The 21,113-nt window shown below is 58.2% G+C and carries 17 protein-coding genes and 2 pseudogenes; 14 read left to right on the forward strand and 5 right to left on the reverse strand.

Annotated features, from left to right (window positions below):
* Window positions 1–262 precede the first annotated feature (262 nt).
* The 4 genes and pseudogenes from narL to RIFP1SYM_RS03875 form a co-directional block, all read right to left on the reverse strand.
* Window positions 263–916, reverse strand: coding sequence for a two-component system response regulator NarL (gene narL, locus RIFP1SYM_RS03865; protein WP_005959814.1), 654 nt, complete (start codon window positions 914–916; stop codon window positions 263–265).
* Complete coding sequence (locus RIFP1SYM_RS16255; protein WP_240992009.1) at window positions 909–1,976, reverse strand: histidine kinase; 1,068 nt, start codon at window positions 1,974–1,976, stop codon at window positions 909–911. The genes narL and RIFP1SYM_RS16255 overlap by 8 nt, the downstream gene beginning before the upstream one ends.
* A 139-nt stretch (window positions 1,977–2,115) precedes the next feature.
* A pseudogene (locus tag RIFP1SYM_RS17845) lies at window positions 2,116–2,811 on the reverse strand (type IV pili methyl-accepting chemotaxis transducer N-terminal domain-containing protein); the annotation flags it as partial.
* A gap of 109 nt (window positions 2,812–2,920) precedes the next feature.
* Window positions 2,921–3,625, reverse strand: coding sequence for a Crp/Fnr family transcriptional regulator (locus tag RIFP1SYM_RS03875; protein WP_139042056.1), 705 nt, complete (start codon window positions 3,623–3,625; stop codon window positions 2,921–2,923).
* Between the two features lie 558 nt (window positions 3,626–4,183).
* On the opposite strand from RIFP1SYM_RS03875, the pseudogene RIFP1SYM_RS18720 reads away from it, so the two are divergent.
* The 12 genes and pseudogenes from RIFP1SYM_RS18720 to RIFP1SYM_RS03935 form a co-directional block, all read left to right on the forward strand.
* Window positions 4,184–4,551, forward strand: a pseudogene (locus tag RIFP1SYM_RS18720) (ABC transporter ATP-binding protein); the annotation flags it as partial.
* Between the two features lie 203 nt (window positions 4,552–4,754).
* Window positions 4,755–5,438: a heme exporter protein CcmB gene (gene ccmB, locus RIFP1SYM_RS03885; RefSeq protein WP_005959820.1), complete on the forward strand. Its 684-nt coding sequence runs from the start codon at window positions 4,755–4,757 to the stop codon at window positions 5,436–5,438.
* A gap of 1 nt (window position 5,439) precedes the next feature.
* Window positions 5,440–6,186 (forward strand): heme ABC transporter permease, encoded by a 747-nt coding sequence (locus RIFP1SYM_RS03890; protein WP_005959821.1) that lies wholly within the window; start codon window positions 5,440–5,442, stop codon window positions 6,184–6,186.
* On the forward strand, window positions 6,183–6,350 hold the full coding sequence (gene ccmD, locus RIFP1SYM_RS03895; protein WP_005959822.1) for a heme exporter protein CcmD: 168 nt from the start codon (window positions 6,183–6,185) through the stop codon (window positions 6,348–6,350). Before RIFP1SYM_RS03890 ends, ccmD begins: the two co-directional genes overlap by 4 nt.
* On the forward strand, window positions 6,347–6,814 hold the full coding sequence (gene ccmE, locus RIFP1SYM_RS03900) for a cytochrome c maturation protein CcmE (protein WP_005959823.1): 468 nt from the start codon (window positions 6,347–6,349) through the stop codon (window positions 6,812–6,814). Before ccmD ends, ccmE begins: the two co-directional genes overlap by 4 nt.
* Complete coding sequence (locus tag RIFP1SYM_RS03905; protein ID WP_005959824.1) at window positions 6,811–8,808, forward strand: heme lyase CcmF/NrfE family subunit; 1,998 nt, start codon at window positions 6,811–6,813, stop codon at window positions 8,806–8,808. Before ccmE ends, RIFP1SYM_RS03905 begins: the two co-directional genes overlap by 4 nt.
* Window positions 8,808–9,353: a DsbE family thiol:disulfide interchange protein gene (locus RIFP1SYM_RS03910; protein ID WP_006474123.1), complete on the forward strand. Its 546-nt coding sequence runs from the start codon at window positions 8,808–8,810 to the stop codon at window positions 9,351–9,353. Before RIFP1SYM_RS03905 ends, RIFP1SYM_RS03910 begins: the two co-directional genes overlap by 1 nt.
* A complete protein-coding gene (locus RIFP1SYM_RS03915; RefSeq protein ID WP_005959826.1) occupies window positions 9,350–9,832 on the forward strand; it encodes a cytochrome c-type biogenesis protein in 483 nt (160 codons plus the stop codon). The genes RIFP1SYM_RS03910 and RIFP1SYM_RS03915 overlap by 4 nt, the downstream gene beginning before the upstream one ends.
* Window positions 9,829–11,097: a c-type cytochrome biogenesis protein CcmI gene (ccmI, locus tag RIFP1SYM_RS03920; protein ID WP_005959827.1), complete on the forward strand. Its 1,269-nt coding sequence runs from the start codon at window positions 9,829–9,831 to the stop codon at window positions 11,095–11,097. Before RIFP1SYM_RS03915 ends, ccmI begins: the two co-directional genes overlap by 4 nt.
* Window positions 11,098–11,251: 154 nt before the next feature.
* Window positions 11,252–13,282, forward strand: coding sequence for an elongation factor G (fusA, locus tag RIFP1SYM_RS03925; protein ID WP_006474122.1), 2,031 nt, complete (start codon window positions 11,252–11,254; stop codon window positions 13,280–13,282).
* A 281-nt stretch (window positions 13,283–13,563) separates the two neighbouring features.
* Window positions 13,564–14,142: a tetratricopeptide repeat protein gene (locus tag RIFP1SYM_RS03930; protein ID WP_005959829.1), complete on the forward strand. Its 579-nt coding sequence runs from the start codon at window positions 13,564–13,566 to the stop codon at window positions 14,140–14,142.
* 342 nt (window positions 14,143–14,484) lie between these two features.
* On the forward strand, window positions 14,485–14,763 hold the full coding sequence (locus RIFP1SYM_RS03935; protein WP_006474121.1) for a hypothetical protein: 279 nt from the start codon (window positions 14,485–14,487) through the stop codon (window positions 14,761–14,763).
* A gap of 122 nt (window positions 14,764–14,885) precedes the next feature.
* Here the strand turns inward: RIFP1SYM_RS03935 and RIFP1SYM_RS03940 are convergent, their stop codons facing one another.
* Complete coding sequence (locus RIFP1SYM_RS03940) at window positions 14,886–16,331, reverse strand: multiheme c-type cytochrome (protein ID WP_039959688.1); 1,446 nt, start codon at window positions 16,329–16,331, stop codon at window positions 14,886–14,888.
* A gap of 442 nt (window positions 16,332–16,773) precedes the next feature.
* Here RIFP1SYM_RS03940 and mfd point away from each other — a divergent pair, with 442 nt between their 5' ends.
* Entirely contained in the window at window positions 16,774–20,247 is a 3,474-nt protein-coding gene (gene mfd, locus RIFP1SYM_RS03945; RefSeq protein WP_005959831.1) for a transcription-repair coupling factor, read from the forward strand.
* A gap of 84 nt (window positions 20,248–20,331) precedes the next feature.
* On the forward strand, window positions 20,332–21,113 hold a 782-nt coding region (locus RIFP1SYM_RS03950), incomplete at its 3' end, for a CsiV family protein (protein ID WP_039959689.1).

The raw sequence follows: 21,113 nt of genomic DNA on the forward strand, positions 1-21,113 counted from the left end.
CGCGCAGCTTTGATATCAATCAATAATGCATTCATAAAAAATAAATAATTTACTTAACAATCAATGAGATGCCCATTATTTGGTAGCGCGCAAATACCCAGTTTTTGATATCAATTACCTATTTTTTGGTATATCCGTCCTTTTTATATATCATTTTATTGAACGATCCATTCAGAACAGCCACTTCTCACTGGAACGATTCAATTATTGAGGTTTACCACAATTTTTTAGTCTCACGCCCAATCATGCCATCCGGATTGAATTACTTTTCCAGATTTTTCAGCGCCCACACTGCAGCCTCCACCCGGGAATGGAGGTTGAGCTTTTTCAGCAGATGTTTGACATGCACCTTGACCGTTCCCTCTTTAATATCCAACTCCTTGGAGATCAAGCGATTGCTCATGCCGCAGGAGATCAGCCCTAGAATCTCCTGCTCCCGTGCGGTCAGTTCTACCTCGGCCAGGGCCTTAGGGGCTTCCGCCTCCTCCCGCAGGGCTCGCGCCAGCAATTGTGTCAGGCGATCACTGATCACCACCTTGCCCTGCACCGCACTGCGCAAACACTCGAGAATATCCTCCGGCTCCATGTCCTTGAGCAAATAGCCATCGGCGCCAAGTCGTAGCGCGGCCACCACATCCTCTTCGTTGTCCGACACGCTCAACATCAGGATGCGTGAGTCGAGTTCCATCTGCTTGATCGCCTTGAGGGTCTCGATCCCGTTCATCCCCTTCATATTGATATCCAGCAGGATCAGATCGGGGTTCAGTTCAACTGCTAGGCGCAGTCCATTCTCGCCGTTAGCAGCCTCACCAATGAGTTGTAGCGACGCCTCCATGTCGATGAGATCTGCCACCCCCTTGCGAAACAGTGGATGGTCGTCAATGGCGAGAACGGAGTAGGTCTGCTGCTCATTCATAGCTTATTTTCTGGATTAGGTTTTCGTGGGAGAGCGTATGGTCACTGTCGGCGATGGAGAAGCTCAGCAGGACGCGGGTACCGCCGCTCTCCGGCTCGTTAATCATCAGCTCGGCCCCCAGCCAGTTGGCACGCTCCTGCATAATCGGCAGGCCATAGTGCTGCATCATGTCGCCCTCTTCATCAATGCCGATGCCGACGCCGTCATCCTCCACCAGGATGGTGACAATGCCGTCCATATCACATTCGATCTTGACCAGCGCACGGGTGGCATTGGCATGGCGGATCACATTCGACAACGCCTCGCGGATGATCTGGATGACATGGATCTCGGCATTCGGACTGAAGCGGCAGTTGGCGATGCGATCAATCAGTTCAATCTCCAGGCCGCCCCTCTCACGATACTCGCGCACTGTCTCATCCAAAGCCGCCCCAAGCCCCGCCTCGCTCATCCGCAGACGGAAGGTGGTCAGCAGCTCCCGCAGCTGGCGATAGGCGCCATTCAGTGCGGAGCGCAACACACCGGAGATCAACAGCAGATCATCCTTCGCCTGCTCTTCCGAGACCGCCTTCTCCAGCCGACTCACCTGGATCTTTAGATAGGAGAGCGATTGAGCCAGAGAGTCATGCAATTCGCGGGCGATCACGCTGCGCTCCTCCAGCAGCGACAGCATACGGTTTTGCGAGACCCGCTGCGACAAATTGATCGCCATCGCGATATGGCTGGCGACCGTCTCCAACAGCCGTTGCTGCCACTCCTCCAGCTCTTGCTCAACATTAAACTCCACCAGCAGCACCCCATACTGCTGCTGCTGATCGCGGATCGCCGTGGAGAAGACGTTGACGCACTCGCCCCCCTCACAATCTACTTTAAAAGTATGGGTTTCGCCGTTACCGAGACAGCGCGAACAGTCCCCTCCTCCCGATATCTGCCGCTCGATATCGACCGGACTGGTGGAGGCGAGGCGGAAGGCCTGCCTGTCCCCCACCTGCCCCAGGCAGATGGTTCCACTGCGCACCCCCATCGCCTGTTCGATATCGTGGATCAGAGCCTTCAGCACCTCGTCGCTCAGGGAGGAGTCGCTGAAGCGCTTGGCGGTGATATAGAGCAGCTCCAGCGAGCGGATTGCTTCGCTCCAGATTGAGGGTCTTCTCCCTGACCCGCGCCTCAAGTCCTTCATAGAGCTTCGAGAGATCCGCCGCCATCACATTGAAGGCATCTCCCAGTTGCCCCAACTCATCCTCACTCGAATGATGACTGCGCACTGAGAAATCTCCACGTCGCGCCGCCCGGGCACAGACCAATAGATCTTTGAGCGGATTGAGCACGGTACGTTTGGTGAGATAGATACTGACTAGCGCCACAAATAGGGTCAGCATCAGAGCGACCAGCTGGATCAGCCTGAGCTGACGATTCTGCGCCTCGGCATCAAGCTCAAGCGCCTCGACAAAATGGTGGATATTGTCAACAAAACTATCGACATGGGAGAGATAGTAGTGACGTTGCTGGGCAATCTGCTGCGCGATGCCCCGCTCGTCAAATGGCGCAGAGGTCAGCTCAAGATAGACCTTGAGGTTGGGGTGGATCTCCCACTGCCACCGCTTCTCCACCCTGTTGTAGGCCTGGGTCACAGACTCACTAGGACCTTTAGTCAATACGGTATGGATACGCGGGCTGAATAGGCGGCGCTCGAACTCTGCAACCAGCTTGCGGGTCACCTCGCCACTCCTTGGCATATCACCAGGAATGCCGTTCGCCATACTGCTGGCAATGCGGTAGGACTGCATGCGCAGGGTGCCAGCCTGATTGATCGCCGCGGCAAATCCCTCACTGGTGTCAGCGATGAACACCGAGCTGAGCATACCTATGACTGCAAGGGCAAAGATGGTTGCCATTGCAATCCCGAGACGCAGCAAAAGCGACCGTTTCAAAGATCAGGCCTCACTCAATTTCGCCAGCTCAGAATAACACCTACGCCAGCCACTGGCCCTGCCTATGAGATAGTCACCCTCGACAATCGAGGCAGCGCAATCGATCCAGGTCATGGATTGCAACCCGATTACGGCTGACCTGGATCAGTCCGTTAGCGGAGAGCCGATGCAGTTCACGAGAAAAAGTCTCCGGCGTCAGATCGAGTGTCGAGGCGACAACCGACTTGGGGGCAGGAAGGGTCACCTCGATGACCAGTTCGTGAGGCGATTTGTCGGCCGCTATCCCGGCGAGATAACTCGCGACCCGCTGCGTGGCGGACTTGAGGCAGCAGGTCTCCAGATCCCCAACCAATCCATACAACTTAACGCTCATATGACGCAGCATTCTGTCGGCAAACTCAGGCCAGGTTTGCACCGCCTCTCGTATCAACGCCCGCCGCAACACCAACGCCTCACCATCTAACATGGCATAGGTAGTGACACGTGCCGGCTGCTCCGTAAAGAGTGTCGACGCACCGAAAGCCCCCCCCCGCGAGATGATACGAATCACCCGCTCAGCGCCATCCGCAGAAAAAATGCTCTGTTTCACCTGGCCCGACATCACCAGATAAAATCCGGCTGAAGTCGACCCACTGTCATAGACCAGCTGGCCGCGCTTGAATGCCAACACACTGGCTCCGGCCTCCAAGAACTCCAGAATCTCCTGCGCCAACCCGTTGAACGGATCACACTTAGAGATAAAGGTCTGATGAGGATGGACTGTGACCCTAATATCCATAAACCTCGGCTCCTTCTGAATAACTAGGCTCCAAGCCAGGAGCACGAGTCTCAATCAGAACGGACCCCTGGTCAACTGGAGAACTGACGGTTTCCATGTTTCACCAAGCGGGTGCTTTTTACGTTGACAATTGTCAATGGCATATTAGGCAGGCTGAATATTTCTATATTCTACTTCAGCGAGATACCCACCCATGAATACAACAACATACCCATTAATTAGTAGCTCCCAAGAAACAGCTTGCGACAGGGACAGCGCACACTACCGCCTGGTTGACAGGCACGCCTCGCACTCCCCCAGCCAATAAAATGGTGTTTTGTACGGTTGAGTGGCCCAGAGCGATCGGGTATGGTTGCGGCCTAGCGGATTTCGGCCTGTTCGACCAACCATTTAGCACAACAGAATAAAGCGGATGCAAGCTAGGGGATCCCTAAACGAAGCAGATTCGTTCAGAGGTTCCCTAGACATCGGCACACAGACGTGACATCGAGCGCCCCCAACCCCACAGCAACACCTGTCTTCGAGGCCAGATCACTGGAGTGCATCCGTGACGACCGAGTGCTATTTGAAGACCTCAGCTTCTGCATCAATCCCGGTCAGGCACTGGTTTTGGAGGGCCGCAACGGCAGCGGCAAGACTTCGCTGCTGCGTATCCTCTGCGGTATCCGGCTGCCGGAATCGGGACAACTGCTGTGGCAGGGCGAGGACATATTCAAACTTGGCCCCGAGTTCCATGAGCATATCTCCTATCTGGGGCACAAAGACGGCAGCAAACTCGATCTCACCCCGCTGGAAAATCTGCGCATCGCCCGCGGCCTGGGCAAGGCAAAAGAGGGCATCTCCCTGGAGGACGCTCTGGACCAGGTTGGCCTCTACGGCTTCGAAGATGTACCGACCCGCAACATGTCGGCGGGCCACAGCGCCGTCTCGCCATCGCCCGGCTGTTGGTCACCGAGGCGAAACTGTGGATCCTCGACGAGCCCTTCACCTCCCTCGACCGCAAAGGCATAGAGCATATGGAACGGCTATTCGAGAACCATCTGCGCAACGGAGGCATGGCTGCCATGACCACCCACCACCGCATCGGCTTCCAGAAGGTCGACCTGGTCAGGATCAACCTCTCCGAACGATGAGCACACTCTCTCTTACCAGCGCCTTTGGCCTACTGCTGAAGCGCGACCTAACCCTCGCCTACCGGCGGCGATCAGAGATGATCAATCCGCTGCTGTTCTTCGTTCTAGTGAGCGCCATGTTCCCCCTCGGCATCGGCAACGATCCGAAACTGATCCAGGCAGTGGGGCCGGGGGTGGTCTGGGTGGCCGCCCTGCTGGCCGCTCTGCTCTCACTCGACAGCATGTTTCGCTCCGATTTCGAAGACGGCTCGCTGGAGCAGTTCATGCTCAGCGCCCACCCGGTCTCGATCCTGGTGCTGGCAAAGATCCTCGCCCACTGGCTGATCACCGGGCTGCCGCTGTTCATCGTCGCACCACTGCTGGCGATCATGCTGAACATCCCAACTGAGGCGATCGGCACGCTGATGCTGACCCTAGTGCTGGGCACCCCGGTGCTGAGCCTGATCGGCTCTTTCGGGGTGGCGCTGACCGTGGGACTACGACGCGGCGGGGTGATCCTGTCGCTGTTGGTGCTGCCCCTCTATGTGCCAGTGCTGATCTTTGCCACCGATGCGGTGCAGACCGCGATCGTTGGCATCCCCACCACTGCACAGATCTCCATCCTGGCTGCCATGCTGGTTGGCTCCCTGGCATTGGCCCCGCTGGCCACCGCCGCTTCTCTGAGAATCAGTCTGAGTTGATATGATCGTTCGATTCTTTCACCAAATGGGCTCGCCCCGTTACTTTTATAATGTCGCCGGCAAGATGATCCCTTGGTTTGCCGTCTCATTCCTGCTGACTCTGCTTGCCGGCCTCTACTACGGGTTGTTTGTCGCCCCCGCTGATTATCAGCAGGGTGAGAGCTATCGCATCATGTATATCCATGTGCCGGCAGCCTGGATGTCAATGTTCATCTATATAGTGATGGCGGTTGGCGGACTGATCAGCCTGGTCTGGCGGATCAAGATGACTGAGATCATCATCATCAGCAGCGCCGGGATAGGCGCCTCTTTCACCTTTCTGGCGCTGGTCACGGGCTCCCTGTGGGGCAAGCCGATGTGGGGTGCCTGGTGGGTCTGGGACGCACGACTCACATCTGAGCTGCTGCTGCTGTTCCTCTATCTCGGCATCATCGCCCTCTACAGTGCCATCGAAGACAAGCGGGTGGCAGCCCGGGCGATCTCGATCCTGGCCCTGGTAGGGGTGGTCAATATCCCGATCATCCACTTCTCCGTGGAGTGGTGGAACACCCTGCATCAGACCTCTTCAGTGACCATGAGCGGCAAGTCTGCCATGAGCACCAGCATGCTGATCCCGCTGCTGATTATGTCGATCTCTTTTAAACTTTATTACGGCGCCGTGGTCCTAATGCGCGCGCGTGCCGAAATCCTCGAGCGTGAGCGCAACACCCGCTGGGTGCGGGAGCTGGTGGAGGCTGAGGTAAAATGAGCGAATTTTTCAACATGGGCGGCTACGCCATGTATGTCTGGCCCTCCTACGGGCTGACCTTCGTCATCCTGCTCGTGCACTTTATCGCGCCGCTATTGCAGCGCAAGCGCACCCTGAATGACATTGCCCGCAAGATCCGTCGGGACAGGAGAAAACAGCAATGAATCCGATCCGCAAGAAACGCCTCACCCTGATCGGCATGATGGTCGCCGGTATCGGCGTTGCCGCCTGGCTGGCGCTCAACGCCTTCGATGAGAACCTGATGTTCTTCTTCTCCCCCAGTGAGGTAGTTGCCGGCGAGGCCCCCACCGGCCACCCATTCCGGGTCGGCGGACTGGTGACAACAGGCAGCGTCAAACGCAAACCGGACGGGCTCACCACCGCCTTCACCGTCACCGACAACAAGGCCACTGTAACAGTCGAATATACCGGCATCCTGCCCGATCTGTTCCGCGAGGGCCAGGGCATAGTCGCAATGGGGCAACTCAACCCGGAAGGCACTTTCATCGCCAGTGAAGTACTGGCCAAACACGACGAAAACTACATGCCGCCTGAGGTGGCCGCCGCCCTGAAGACCAGCCACGAAGAGGGTGTGAACAAGATGCAGCAGCAGGTACAGATCCAGTGATACCAGAAATCGGCCACTATGCGCTGATCTTGGCGCTCAGCCTGGCGATCATCCAGGCAATCATTCCCCTTACCGGCTCCTACACCAACTCCTCAGCACAGATGGCGCTGTCGAGGCCGCTGGCCTGGGGGCAGCTGCTGTTTCTCAGCATCGCCCTGGTGGTGCTGGCCAACGCCTTTCTGCAGAACGACTTCTCGGTGCTCTATGTCGCTCAGCACGGCAACACCAAACTGCCCGATATCTACAAGGTCTCGGCGGTGTGGGGTGCCCACGAGGGCTCGCTGCTGCTGTGGGCCTTCCTGCTCTCCGCCTGGAGCGCTGCCATCGCCACTTTCAGCCGCAACCTGCCACTACCGATGGTGGCGCGGGTACTGTCAGTGATGGGCATGATCAGCATCGGCTTTCTGCTGTTCATGCTGCTCACCTCCAACCCCTTCGACCGAATGTTTCCGGTGCCTTTTGAAGGGCGCGAACTCAACCCGATGCTGCAGGATCCGGGGCTGGCGATCCACCCGCCGCTACTCTACATGGGTTATGTCGGTTTCTCGGTGGCCTTTGCGTTTGCCATCGCCGCACTGCTTGGTGGCAAGCTGGACGCCGCCTGGGCACGCTGGTCGCGCCCCTGGACCACGGTGGCCTGGGTGTTTCTCACACTCGGCATCGCGTTGGGCTCCTGGTGGGCCTACTACGAGCTTGGCTGGGGCGGCTGGTGGTTCTGGGACCCGGTAGAGAACGCATCTTTCATGCCCTGGCTGGTGGGCACCGCACTGATCCACTCGCTGGCAGTGACCGAGAAACGAGGCGCCTTCAAGAGCTGGACCGTGCTACTGGCGCTGTTCGCTTTCTCCCTGAGCCTGCTCGGCACCTTCCTGGTCCGCTCCGGGGTACTCACCTCGGTTCACTCCTTCGCCGCCGATCCGGCCCGCGGCCTGTTTATCTTGATCTTCCTGCTGGTGGTGATCGGCGGTTCGCTGATGCTCTACGCCTGGCGCGCGCCTTACATCACCGGCGGCGGACGTTTTGATATGGTCTCGCGGGAGTCGTTCCTGCTCGCCAACAACCTACTGCTGTCGGTGTTCGCCGGGCTGGTTCTGCTCGGTACTCTGGCACCGCTGATCTATGATGCGATGCAGTGGGGCAAGATCTCGGTGGGCTTCCCCTGGTTCAACAAGATGTTCGTGCTGCTCACCCCGTTCCTCGCACTGTTCGTCGGCATTGGCCCGCATGCGCGCTGGAAACACAGCGAGCCGACACAGCTGGTACGCCAGCTGCGCACCGCTTTCCTGATCAGCCTCGCCTTCGGCGCGATCACCCTGCTGCCGTTCTTCAGCGGCGGTGAGTGGCGGGTGGCACTGGGCATGGGGCTGGCGATGTGGATCGCCACCAGCCATGTGGTCAGCGTCAAAGACCGCCTCAAGCACAAGCAGGGCATGGCAGGTTTTCTCAAGGATCTGGCCGCTGGTGGACGTAGCTACTATGGCATGGTGCTGGCCCATCTTGGCGTCGCAATGTTCGTGGTCGGCGTCACCCTAGTCTCCAACTACGGCATCGAGAGCGACGTCCGCATGTCACCCGGCGATAGCGCCAAGATCGCCGGTTACACCTTCAAGTTTGGCGGTGTCAGCGACTACCCCGGACCCAACTACAATGCTCATCGCGGACGCTTCGAGGTAAGCCAGGAGGGTCAGCTGATCGCCGTGCTGGAGCCGGAGAAGCGCACCTACTTCGTGCAGACCCGGCCAATGACCGAGGCGGCCATCGAATGGGGCCTGACCCGCGACCTCTACGTCTCCCTGGGTGAACCCCTTGGCAACGGCGACTGGAGCCTGCGTCTCTACTACAAACCCTATGTGCGCTGGATCTGGCTAGGCGCCCTGCTGATGGCACTGGGCGGCATTCTAGCGATCACCGATCGACGCTACCGCACCGCCCGCAAGCGCGCCGCCCAGCGCGTCCCGGCGGCAAGTACCAAGACTATCGTGGAGGCAAATTGATGGGCCGCTATCTCAGATTCCTCATCCCTCTGGCGATCTTCGCTGTGATCGCCGCCTTCCTCTTCAAAGGGCTCGACATGAACCCGCGGGAGATCCCCTCGCCGCTGATCGGCAAGCAGGTGCCGGAATTCTCCCTGCCGAGCCTGCGCGATCCCGCGGTCATGATCAGTGACAAGGATCTGCGTGGTAAGGTTTATCTGCTCAACGTCTGGGCCACCTGGTGTGTCTCCTGCCGCGCCGAGCACAAGACCCTGGTACAGCTCAGCCGCATGGACCAGGTGGAGATCTATGGCCTCAACTGGAAGGATGATCGCGCTGGCGCCTTGACCTGGCTGCAACAGCTGGGAGACCCCTACATGGCCAATATCTTCGACAAGAAGGGTCGCACCGCCATCGACCTAGGGGTCTACGGCGCCCCCGAGACCTTTGTGGTCGATGCCAATGGCATTATCCGCTACAAGTATGCCGGTCCACTCTCCATCGAACTGATACGCGAGCAGATCCTGCCACTGGTCAAAAAGCTAAAACAGGGAGGTGGAGTATGATCCGTTCCACCATTTTCGCCCTGTGTCTGCTGCTGGTTGCGGCCAGCGCCAGCGCCGGAACCCTGGCTGAGTTCACCTTCGACGATCCGCAACAGACCCAGGCTTTCCGTGAGCTGACAGAAAAGCTGCGCTGCCTGGTCTGCCAGAATGAGTCGATCGCCGGCTCCAACGCCGAACTGGCCCAGGATCTACGCCAGGAGATCTACGAAATGATGCAGCAGGGCCAGAGCAAGGAGCAGATCCTCAGCTTCATGGTGGCCCGTTACGGCGATTTCGTACTCTACGACCCACCGGTCAAACCCTCCACCTATCCGCTCTGGTTCGGCCCGCTGATCCTGCTGCTGATCGGCGCGGTACTACTGGCACGCACCCTGCTGCGCAAGAAGCAGGCCAGTGAAACCGAGCTGGATGCGGAGGAGCAGGCACGACTGCAAAGCCTACTCAAACAATCGTCTGAACCCGGGAACAGCGATAAATGACTCTCTTTTGGACCATCGCGGCGGGGCTCACGCTGCTCGCCATGGGCTTTGTCGTGCTGCCACTGCTGCGCAGCCACATCAGCCAGACCATCACCTCTGATGAACTCAACCTGGAGGTATTCAAACAGCAACTGCAGGAGCTGGACGACGACCTCAACGCCGGCTTGCTCGACCAGGTGCGCTACGATGCCGCGCGCAAAGATCTGGAGAAGGGGCTGCTGCAGGATGTGAATAGCAAGGCTGAGGCTTCGCCGCAGGCCGATAGCCGCGGGCGCTGGGCGCTCGCCTCGGCGCTGCTGGTGCCACTTGTTGGCATCGCGCTCTATCTGAACGTCGGCAGCCCGCAGATCATCCCACAACTCGCGGCCAATCAAACGGGTGCCGCACCCGCCTCCCCCAGCACCAAAGACCTACCACCCATGGAAGAGTTGGTGGCGCGGCTCGCACAAAAGATGCAGGAGCAGCCAGAGAATCTGGAGGGCTGGCTGATGCTGGGGCGCAGCTATCTCTCGATGAAGCGCTACCCCGACGCTATCGCCGCCCTCGATCGGGCGGTGGCACTGGCTCCCGATAATGTCTCCGTACTGCTCGCCAGCGCCGAAGCGGTCGGTGCATCGACCGGCAATAACTTCACTGGTGCTGCCGCAGCACGCATCGAAAAGGCCGTCAGCCTAAGCCCAGGAGACCCCAGCGCACGCTGGATGATGGGCATAGTCGCCTATCAACGTGGCCAGTACCAAGAGGCGATTAGCCAGTGGCAGGCGGCAAAGCAGGCCCTGGGCGCCGAGAGTGATGATCTCGCCAGCATCGATAGCGCGATCGCCGATGCCCGTGAACAGCTCGGTGGCCGGGCTAAACTACCCTCGATCAAACAGTCCACCGACACTCCGGCCAACGCCCCTGAAATGGCAGCGGCTGGCACGGGCATTATCGTTGAAGTCTCCATCGACCCGGAACTGCTCAAACAGGCACGTCCGGAAGATACCGTCTTCATCTATGCCAAGGCGCTGCAAGGGCCACCAATGCCACTGGCCGCCGCGCGCAAACAGGTGAAAGATCTGCCGCTGAAGCTAACCCTCGATGACAGCATGGCGATGATGCCGCAGCTGAAGCTGTCAAACTTTACCCAGGTAAAGGTGGGAGCGCGGATTGCACGCTCCGGCGGCCCCACTGCCAAGTTCGGCGACTTTGAGGGCGAGATCAGCCCGGTGACTACCACTGGCGGAACCACCGTGCAGATCATCATCGATAGGGTCCACCCCTGAACACAGCACCCAAGCGCCCGGGGCTAACCCGGGCGCTTCCCCTACCCTCTACTTTCTCCGCAACAATTCACCCCAGAGCTGTCCCCGCTCAATGTCTGCTATCTCAGCTGTTGCTATAAATAATGAGCATCTGAGACACAAAGGAGGTAGCAGGATGCCCAGCCACTCCACACACGACATCCGCAATATCGCACTGGTCGGACATGCCAACGCAGGCAAGACCACCCTGATCGAGGCACTGCTGCACAAGGCAGGCATGATCGACAGCCCAGGCAGTATCGAGCGCGGCACTACCATCTGCGACTCAGACGATCAGGAGAAGCTGCTGCAGCACTCCCTCGATATCGCCATCACTCACCTGCACAGCGACGGCACACTGATCAATCTGATCGACACCCCCGGCTATGCCGACCTCATCGGTCGCAGCATCAGCATCCTCCCAGCGGTGGAAACTGCAGCGGTTGTGATCAACGCCCAAACCGGTGTGGAGCCGATCACCCAGCGCATGATGGAGGCCGCCAAGCGTCGCAACCTCTGCCGAATGATCGTGATCAACAAGATCAATGCCGAAGATGTCGATTATCAGTCGCTGCTCGGTGCGATCCGGGAAAATTTTGGTGACGCCTGCCTGCCGATCAACCTGCCCGCCAATGGCGGCCAGCGGGTCATCGACTGCTTCTTCCAGCCCGGCGGCGATAGCACCGATTTCTCCTCGGTGGCCGAGGCGCACAGCGCCATTATCGATCAGGTAGTCGAGGTCGACGAGGCACTGATGGAGGTCTATCTAGAGCAGGGCGAGGAACTCTCCCCGGAACAGCTCCACGGACCTTTCGAAAAGGCACTGCGGGAAGGCCATCTGGTACCGGTCTGTTTTGCCTCCGGGCAAAGCGGCGCCGGTATCGAAGAGCTGTTACACCTCTTCAGTCGTCTGATGCCAGATCCCACCGAGGGCAATCCGCCCCCCTTCATGAAGGGTGAAGGGGCAGAGATGCAACCAATCCAGGTCAGGCCCGACCCCGATCTCCACACACTCTGCCATGTCTTCAAGATCTTCAACGACCCCTACCGGGGCAAACTCGGCATCTTCCGGGTCCACCAGGGCAAACTCAAGCCCAACAGTCAGCTGTTCATCGGCGACGCCCGCAAGCCGATCAAGGCGACCCACCTCTATCGCCTGCAGGGCAACCAGCAGACCGAGGTGGAACAGGCGGTGCCAGGTGACATCTGCGCCATCGCACGCATCGACGATCTCCATTTCGACGCGGTACTGCACGACTCCCACGATGAGGACCACCACCATCTGCGCTCCATCGAATGCCCATTACCCCTGTTCGGTCTGGCAATCGAAGCGAGCCGCCGCGGTGACGAGCAGAAACTGAGCGATGCGCTGCACAAACTGCAGGATGAAGACCCCTGCTTTCACATCGAGCACAATCGCAGCCTCAACGAGACCGTGATGCGGGGTCTCGGCAATCTGCACCTGGAGGTGCTGCTGGAACGGCTGAAACGCCACTACAACGTGGATGTGGAGACCCACCCACCAAGCATCGCCTACCGCGAGACCATTACCAAACCGGCTGAGGGGCACTACCGGCACAAGAAACAGACCGGCGGTGCCGGCCAGTTCGGCGAGGTCTCACTGCGTATCGAACCGCTCGAGCGCGGCAGCGGCTTTGAGTTTGCCAACAAGGTCATCGGCGGTGCGATTCCCGGCCAATTCATCCCGGCAGTGGAGAAAGGTGTGCGTCAGGCTATCGAGGAAGGTGCCATCGCTGGCTTCCCGATGCAGGATATCCGTGTCACCCTGCTCGACGGCAAACACCACTCAGTGGACTCAAAAGAGATCGCTTTTTCCACCGCCGGCAAGAAGGCGTTCCTTGAGGCAGCGGAGAAGGCGGCAACGGTGATCCTCGAGCCAATCGTAAATATCGCCATCACCGCCCCTGACTCAAGCATGGGCGATCTGGCGGGTGATCTGGCAGCCAAACGGGGCCAGATCAACGGCACCGACAGCGGCAACAACGGTGAGATCATCATCAGTGGCTCAGTGCCACTGGCTGAACTCGGTAGCTACAGTACTGAACTCAAGGCACTGACCGGCGGCGAGGGTAGCTACAATATAGAGTTCAGCCACTATGAGGCGGTGCCCACCAACCTGCAAAAAGAGTTGGTCAGGCAGAAATAACTTGGCGAATTCCAGCACCAGTTCGAGTCGCTTCTTGAAACGCCCCGACAGCTGAAGCTTGTTCTCACTCCAGTACTTGTTATCTGCCGTAAGAGCGGCTTGAGTAGCGTCTGCTGCTGACGCAGACAGACTCCCTCCAGCACCCATTAAAATCTATATTTATCAATAATAATCAATACGTTACTATTTCTGTACGGACACTGTTCATGCAATTAGAATAAACCCGGCTCTGATATTAAAACAAAGTTAAAAAAACCAATTTCCAACTGAGGAGGAAAGTAATGAAAACGGTCTACGGAATCATTGCACACACAGTATTTGCACTGACCCTGACACTCTCTCAAACAGCAGCGGCTTCCGCTGATATCACCAAGGAAAACACTGGCATTCATGCAGCGATGAAGCTCTATTCCCAAGCGCTGCCTTTGGATATCGACTCCCCGAAGAGAGCAGAGCTACTGGATCAGTCCGCATCAATTCTGCAAAAGGTCATCGAGAACAATCCAGAATCACTGGAGGCACACCGTAAGTTGATGGGGGTCTATCTATTGAAACAGGATTACAGTAATGGAATCCGCACCATGCAGAGTGCAATCACCCTCTCCCCTGAAGACCCAAAACTGTTTATTACCCTGGCCTTCCTCTATGAGCATTCAGGCGCCTTCGAATACGCAAAAGCAATGCTGAACCAAGCATTGGCGCTAGATCCCAACCAGAAGATTGCTAAAGAATACAAAATCGTCATTCAGCAAAAAATCGACGCCCTGAACATGGATCAGCTCCACAAGGGAAAGAAGCTGATGGGGGCAAATCACGGAAAACCAGCAGATACTACACATTCCCCCGTTGATCCCAAATGATAACGGACAGATCCAACACCCACGAGAACTGTTTCGCTCCCTCTGAACCCTGCCTGCAGCAGGGTTCCGTTGTTTGCTAGAGAGACTGCTATTACACCCGATCCGCACCCCATAACCGATTGATTATAGGGCCTCATTCAGTGGGTTCTAAAGCTCCCTTCCCAATCTAACTGACTCTAAATTCCAAAGGTTGCCATGAAGAACTTTCGTAACTTCTCAAGAATCTCATGCAACGCATCTCTTCCTGACAAGGAGAGAGATTGGCGCATAAAGTCATTGAGAATACTGCTTACACCACTCGTTGCCTCTGTGTTGATCTGCAACTCAGCGCTTGCAGATGAGATGCGCCTGGAGCAGCGAATCACTGATCTGGAAAATCGAGTGACTGCGCTTGAGCGATTATTGGAGGAGACAAACGCCAAAGATCGCTGGAAGGACCCCATTCTCTGGCGACGAATCAAGAGAGAGATGAGCAGCGACGATATCCAGAAACTGCTAGGCAAGCCGGCTCGAATTGAACAACAGATATTCACCAGCTGGTACTACCATCCAAGCTCCAAGTTACACAGCTATGTATGGTTTGATGAAGGCAAGGTTCTTGGGTGGGAGGTGCCGGACTGATTATCAGGCATTGCGCATGACTTCATCGCACACGTACAGAATCACAACCCAGAAAAAAACCCTCCGCCCCGCAAGGGGTGGAGGGTTTTCCATCTAGAAAGACAGTCGTTTTAAAACGTTACTTAGTGTTCCTTGTAACGGTTTTTAAACTCTTCCTGACGTGCCTTACGAGCCTTGGCCTTGGCCGGATCCATCTTGCCAAGGAACCACTTGTGCTCTTCCATATTCAGCACCTCATCCAGAACCTTCGCCAGATTTTCTGCTGCCTTCTTGTCGGCTGCACTACCGTGCTTGCCATGCTCGATTAGCTCTTTCAGCTCAGGAACCAGCTCGGTGTAGAAGTTCTTACCCAGATCGTAAGTACCTTCCCAGTGAGTGATATCCGGCCCCTGCATGGAAGCCGCCATACGTGCACGACGTCCCTCATGATGCCATAGCTCAAACCAGATAAAGTCGATCTTGTTCGAGAACTTTGGCCCTTTGATCAGCGGCTTGGCAGCCTTCATCAGCTTCAACCCAGGCTCGCCATACTTGCGGTTGTAGAGATCGACCAGACCGTCATACTGGGTGTACCAGTTCTCTGTCCAACTCTCTTCATGGCAAGCGTTACAGACATCTTTCATCTTGTCGCGACGATCTTCCCATCCCACGGTACCTTTAACCCAACCCTGCTTCTTGGAGACAGGAGGACGGTTGTTCCAGCTCAGACGATCGCCCACATCATGGGTAATGCCCTGCTTTCTGGTTGCACTCATGTGGCAGGTAGCACAGGTTGGTGCTACGTAGTAGTCCTCACCCACGACCCACTTGGCGTTGTCCATGTTCATCTTCTCGCGGTCTGCGCGATAGGCGATACCGTGTTTGGACTCGTTGTAGATCTCGATCTGAGGATGATCTGGCCCCATGTGACACTTGCCGCAGTTCTCAGGCTGACGCGCCTGTGCTGCAGAAAACTGGTGGCGAGAGTGACAAGCTGCGCAGCTACCCTTGGAGCCATCCGGATTGATTCGACCAATACCGGTGTTCGGCCAAGTCGCTGGATCCAGTTGACCATCCTTCAGTACCTTCACCTGAGATCCGTGGCACTGCCAGCAACCATTAACTGCCGCTGCCGAGTTACCCTCAGGGAATCCTTCGGTAATGAAGCCACTATCGCCTTCAATAACCTCTGCGAGCAGGTTATCCAGAGAACCCATAATCTTACCGGCATCCGCATGGTGAGATTTCTTCATCTCTGCCGCTTCAGCCTCATGACAGTTCGCACAGTCTTTAGGTGAAACGATAATCGAGATATGTTTCTTCACCTTCTTGTCGTCATGGATATAGGCATCCGGGTCTTTGGCATCCGCCGCATGACACTCGTAACAACCTACATTGGCACCATAGTGTTTGCTGGCACCCCATGCCTGAATCAGGCCAGGGTTATTCTTTTTATGGCACTTAACGCACGCCTTGGTTTCAGTAGACATCTCTTTCGGAGGGGCTTTGACCGACGCGACTGCAAACCCGTGGGTAAGCAGCAGTGCGGCACCAATCCCCAGTAGCCACCATTTTCTCATCGCTTTCATCTCCTCAGCAATGTTGAACGCCGGTAAGGGTACCGACAACCTGATCAGGGAAAGCGAAAGCGTTGCAATCCAATCCGTGTTACCAACCAGAAGCAGAAAAAATGATTGAACCTTCCAGTATCGACACACTTCTACAAGCGATAGTCGACTCGGAATACATCATTAACCCGGACAGGAAAAAGTGATAAAGGCTGGGAGTGTTTTCTCCCACCAACCCTACAGATACAACTAGACAGGGACAGCATGGCTTCGCAAACTGCGCGAATTTCCTTCTTATTCTTCAGCTTTCGCGAGGCGAATGCTCACATCCTGTTCGTGGAGTCACCTTGATCGTAATCAAGAATGCTTATAGGGGTTTACCTTAATACGACCCCGACCCCTCCTAACCTTAAACACCGCTTTATGCGACAATTCCGTCGCCTGTTTATCGCACGGAATTCTGATGACCTCAGCACAGCTCAGACCTCACTCCCCCTTCCAGCCCCCATTTCCTGAAGGTGACGCAGAGCGTCTGCAGTGGGGCGGGTTGCGTGGCAGCAGCATAGCGCTCGCAATCGCCCGCAGCGCAGAGGCCTTTGAGGGATTGACGCTGGTGGTCACCGATGAGGTCCAGAGCGCCAACCGGCTGGAAAGCGCGCTGGGGTTCTTCCTCGAAGAGCAGGGCCTGCCGGTGATCGCCCTACCCGACTGGGAGACCCTCCCCTACGACGTCTTCTCGCCGTTGCCGGAGTTGATCTCACAACGTCTGCTGACGCTCTACCAACTGCCGCGCACCCAGCGGGCGATTCTGGTGCTGCCGGTCAGCACCCTGATGCAGCGTCTGCCGCCGCCATCCTTCCTCGAACACCACGCCTTGATTGTCGACATCGGTCAGCAACTCAATCTGGACCAGACCCGCAGGCGTCTGGAGCGCAGCGGCTACCAGTGCGTCTCCCAAGTGCTGGGACATGGCGAGTTCGCGGTGCGCGGCTCGCTGCTGGATGTGTTCCCGATGGGCAGTGAACAGCCCTTCCGCATCGACCTGTTCGATGACGAGGTGGAGACCATCCGCACCTTCGATCCGGAGAGCCAGCGCTCGCTGGAGAAGATCGACAAGATCCACATGCTGCCGGCCCGCGAGTTCCCCCTCGACGAGGCTGGCACCACCCTGTTCCGCCGCAACTACCGCAATCAGTTCGAGGGCGACCTGCAGCGCAGCCTGATCTACCAGGAGGTCAGCGAAGGCCGGTTGCCCGGCGGGCTGGAGTACTACCTGCCGCTGTTTTTCGAACAGACCGCCACACTCTTCGACTATCTGCCAGAAAATCGCCTGCTGATGATCGATGCAGGGGTGCGGGAGCAGGCCGAAGCCTTTTTCCAACAGGTAGAGGAACGCTTCGCAGAGCGCCGCCACGACATCGAGCGTCCTCTGCTACCACCTCAGCAGCTCTACCTCAGCCCGGACGAACTCTCCACCGCACTCAAACAGGGTGCCTCTATCCGCTACCAGTCGAACGAGATCGCCCAACGTAGCAAAGGCTATAGCGCGCCCATCAACTTCGACAGCCAACTGTTGCCGCCGCTGGCAATCCAGGCCCGGGCGCAGCACCCCGCCGCAGCGCTGCAGGCGTTTCTCGCCGACCACAACCACCGGGTGTTGTTTATCGCCGAGAGCGCCGGCCGCCGTGAGATCCTGCTGTCGACCCTGAAAGACTTTGGCATCAGCGCCCAGCTGGTCGAGAATTGGCACAGCTTCCTCGCCAGCGACATCCCGATCGGCCTAACCGTCGCGCCTCTCGAACAGGGGCTGCTGCTAGACGATATCGCCCTGATCACCGAGGCCCAACTCTACGGTGAACGGGTGCGTCAGGAGCGGCGCCGGCGCAAGGTCAGCCAAGACCCGGACCAGATCGTGCGCAACCTCACCGAGCTGCACGTCGGCGCGCCGGTGGTCCACGAAGAGCATGGCGTCGGCCGCTACCTCGGTCTGCAGACCCTGGAGGTCGGCGGCATGACCACCGAGTTTCTCACCCTGGAGTATGCCAAGGGGGACAAGCTCTACGTGCCGGTCGCCTCACTGCACCTGATCAGTCGCTACGCCGGCGCCTCACCGGAGAACGCACCGCTGCACCGGCTCGGCAGCGACCAGTGGGAGAAGGTCAAAAAGCGCGCCGCCAAGCAGGTGCGCGACGTGGCGGCGGAACTGCTGGAGATCTACGCTCGCCGCGCCGCTCGTCAGGGTGTCGCTTTCCCCGAGCCCGATGCCGAGTATCAGGCCTTTGCTGCCTCCTTCGAGTTCGAGGAGACCCCGGACCAGCAGCAGACCATCGAATCGGTGCTGGCCGATATGGCATCACCTCAGCCGATGGACCGGGTGGTGTGCGGCGATGTCGGCTTCGGCAAGACCGAGGTGGCAATGCGCGCCACCTTCATGGCGACCCAGGGCAACAAGCAGGTCGCGGTACTGGTCCCCACTACCCTGCTCGCCCAGCAGCACTATCAGAACTTCGCCGACCGTTTCGCCGACTGGCCGGTGCGGGTCGAAAGCCTGTCGCGCTTCCGCACTGGCAAGCAGCAGCAGAAGGTGATCGACGGCCTAGCCGACGGCACCATCGACATCGTGATAGGCACCCACAAACTGCTCTCGGATAGCATCAGCTTCAAGGATCTGGGCTTGGTTATCATCGACGAGGAACACCGCTTCGGGGTACGCCACAAGGAGCGGTTCAAGGCGCTGCGCAGCGAGGTCGACCTACTCACCCTCACCGCCACCCCGATCCCACGCACCCTCAACATGGCGATGTCGGGGATGCGCGACCTATCTGTGATCGCCACCCCACCGGCGCTGCGCCATCCGGTCAAGACCTTCATCAGCCAGTGGAACGACGCGCTGATCCAGGAAGCCTGCCAGCGTGAGCTGAAGCGCGGCGGGCAGATCTACTTTCTGCATAACGAGGTCAGCACCATCGAGAACATAGCGCAGCGTCTCGAAGAGCTGCTGCCCGGAGTGCGCCTGCAGGTGGCCCACGGCCAGATGCGCGAGCGCGAGCTGGAAGGCATCATGCGTGACTTCTACCATCAGCGCTTCAACCTGCTGGTCTGCACCACCATCGTTGAGAGTGGCATCGACGTGCCAACCGCCAACACCATGATCATCAACCGTGCCGACAAACTGGGGCTGGCCCAGCTGCACCAGATCCGCGGTCGGGTCGGGCGCTCCCACCACCGCGCCTACGCCTATCTGCTAACACCGCCACCCCGCACCCTCACCGCCGATGCCAGGAAGCGGCTGGAGGCGATCGAGTCACTGGAGGATCTGGGAGCGGGCTTCACCCTTGCCACCCACGACCTGGAGATCCGCGGCGCCGGCGAGCTGCTGGGGGAGGGGCAGAGCGGACAGATCCAGGAGATCGGCTTCACCCTCTACACCGAGTTGCTGGAACGGGCGGTGCAGGCACTCAAGGCCGGCAGGCAACCGGAGCTCGACCGCCCCCTCGACCACGGCACCGAGATCGAACTGCAGATCCCGGCGCTGCTGCCCGACGACTACCTGCCCGACGTGCACAGCCGTCTGGTGCTCTACAAACGCATCGCCAGCGCTGCCAACCAGGATGAGCTGCGCGAGCTGCAGGTGGAGATGATCGACCGCTTTGGCCTGCTGCCGGAGGCGGCCAAGAACCTGTTCGAGATCACCGCCCTGAAGCTGCGCGTGCATACACTCGGCATCCGTAAGATCGAGGGCGGACCTCAGGGCGCCCGAATCCTGTTCGACCGCGAGCCGAAGATCGATCCGGCCCAGTTGATCCGCCTGATCCAGAGTCGACCCTCGATGTATAAACTGGATGGGGCGGACAAACTGCGCTTCTTCGATGATCTAAGCGACCCGGCCAGCCGGGTCGAGCGCATCGGACGGTTGATCGATACCCTGATGGGTTAGACAATGCCGGCAACCGCAGGAACGACGCTCGCGGCGCTCCTATCTACTAGAACAGAACCGATTCAGAGAGAGGCACTATCCAGCGTGAAGACCGCCCCATTTATTCGATCTCTGCTGGCGTGGCTCTGCCTCGCCACCAACCTGGCCTGGGCCGAAGAGCTGCCGCAAAGCGAAGCGCCGCCCTGGTACCAGTTTGAGATCATCATCTTCGAGCGCACCGCTGCAGGCGCAGGTTCAACAGAGTACTGGCCCAACGATGGCGAGCGACCATCCGTGTTGAACGCCCTGCCGATCGATCTTGGCCCCCAGCCTGAGCCGTCTGTGGAAGATGAAGCCAGCCCTGTCGCCTATCAGCCACTGCCTGCCAGTGAGCTGCAACTCTCTGCTGAGGTGGCACGGCTACAACGCTCCCGTAACTACCGGCCACTGCTGCATGGCGCCTGGCGCCAGCAGGTGGTCAAACCTGCTGAGGCACAGACTCTGCTTATCCACTTTGATAATAGAGATGGCAGCGTTCAGGAGGCACAGAACGCTGCGCCAACCTGGCTGGAGGGCACTCTCAGGGTGGGGGTCAAACGCTACCTCCATCTGGAGGCTGATCTGCTGCTGCGCAAATGGCCTTTAAATGGAGCCACCGACACTGCAGGCGGCGACTTTCGCAGCTACCGGATGCGGGCAAACCGCCGCATGCGCAGCGGCGAGCTGCACTATCTTGATCACCCACTGCTCGGCATCCTGTTCACCGCCAGCCGCTATCAGCTACCGGAAGCTGAAGAGCCGGCAGAGGAGACGACTGTTGAGGTTGCTGAGCCAACCCCGCAGAGCGCCCCTGCCGAAGCGGCCCCGACTTCGCCAGCCACGTCACC

Source organism: endosymbiont of Riftia pachyptila (vent Ph05) (assembly GCF_000224455.1).
Taxonomy (GTDB): Bacteria; Pseudomonadota; Gammaproteobacteria; order Chromatiales; family Chromatiaceae; genus Endoriftia; species Endoriftia persephonae.